Genomic DNA, 1,420 nt, shown 5'->3' on the forward strand with positions numbered 1-1,420 from the left:
GTATTAGTACCGCCATTCGTGGACAAGGGAGGAGGGACCGAGGCGGTCTGTGCCATAGAAGGCCTCGTGTGCGTCCAACCTGGCCAGGGAGAGAAGAGCTGGAGGCTCAGAGTGTCGCTGATGCATGGATGGAATTTCGTAGATATGTAGGACATGTAGAAGTGTTTTGTTTTTGTTTTGTTTTTGATTTCGTTTTTGATTTTGTAGTTGGCATATGTAGTTGTGTTGTGGTATCATCTGGGCCAGAGAGCTAGGCAGTAGGGGCGGTAGTGGCTTGTAGGAGCGTGGGCCCAGTGATGAGTCTAAAAGGGATGTGTCTGGACATCTTGTGGGCCAGGCCCGTGGAGAAACCACTAAGTTGTTCGTGGATGTAGAGGAGGAAGGTGGTGGACTTCCAACGACCTTGTTTTTGGATGGTGGCAGTATCGACACCATTGAGGTGCATGGCCATGGCGCCTCCGGCCCTGAGAGAGTGGCTGCTGACATCGGAGATTGTGTAGCCGAACTCGGGAGAGAGGAAACCCAAACTGTTCATGCCACGTTTGACGGCAGTATTGATGTCACTGTTGTTGATGTAGCGAGGCTGGCGAAGACTTGTGTAGTAAGTGGCGATGGGAGTGTCGACAGTGCCCCCATTCGTAGTGATGTGGTGTAGGCGTCTGGCAAGGGCTCGGATGGGACAGAATTCGGTGCCGGTGGCTGAGTGGTGGATGCACTGGCCTCTTTCCCCGTTCTTTTGATTCGTGATACGGAGGGTTGCTTCATCAGCTGTAAGGAGGGTGGAGAGAGGTGCATTGAAGGGAAGGATGCGACCTTGGGAGCGAAGAGTGATGTCTTTGATGCGAAAAGCAACTGTGCGCGTGCGGTTTGATCGTTGGCTGCTGGTGGCAGTGTATTCGCCGACACGCAGGAGGTAGTAGAAGGCAATGCAGATGAGATCGGCTGTGGTGGATTCTTTGACTGGGGCTCCTGGGCGATTGGCGCGACTGAGGAGATGATGCGGAAGTGCAACCGGAACCGCTAGTTGGGGTTCCCTGGGAGGGTCCCTGTCGCGGTAAAACTGGAGGTGGCGGGCAATTTGGCGGTTGTAGTGGGTACTGTCGCCAGATCGGTAGAGGGGGTTGGCATGGTGTGCCAGCTCGAAGGTCGTGCCGATGGCGCAAAGCGCGTCTTGAACTGAGCCAACGCGGACTTGATGGAGGCGTCCTGCTCCGCCAGATCGTACGAAAGAGGCAAAGCTGCAGAGGAGCTCAACTTGTTGGTCTCGGGGGACTTTAGCGAAGAAGGGGTCCACTCTAAAGTCGTGGCACCAGTGGGCTTCCCAATGGCACCAATATCGCCTTGCTTTGTAGGTGGTCTGAGCCACGACCCCATTGGTTGATGCCCAAGTTGAAGCGCCGAACAGACGAGCGTGGTGAGC

General features: G+C 55.1%; 1 protein-coding gene. It reads left to right on the forward strand.

Annotated elements, in window-relative coordinates; all coding sequences use genetic code 11:
• The first annotated feature begins 313 nt into the window (after nucleotides 1-313).
• Nucleotides 314-655: a hypothetical protein gene (locus tag V6D20_19080; GenBank protein HEY9817885.1), complete on the forward strand. Its 342-nt coding sequence runs from the start codon at nucleotides 314-316 to the stop codon at nucleotides 653-655.
• Nucleotides 656-1,420 lie beyond the last annotated feature (765 nt).

This window comes from Candidatus Obscuribacterales bacterium (assembly GCA_036703605.1).
In the GTDB taxonomy this organism is placed as follows: domain Bacteria; phylum Cyanobacteriota; class Cyanobacteriia; order RECH01; family RECH01; genus RECH01.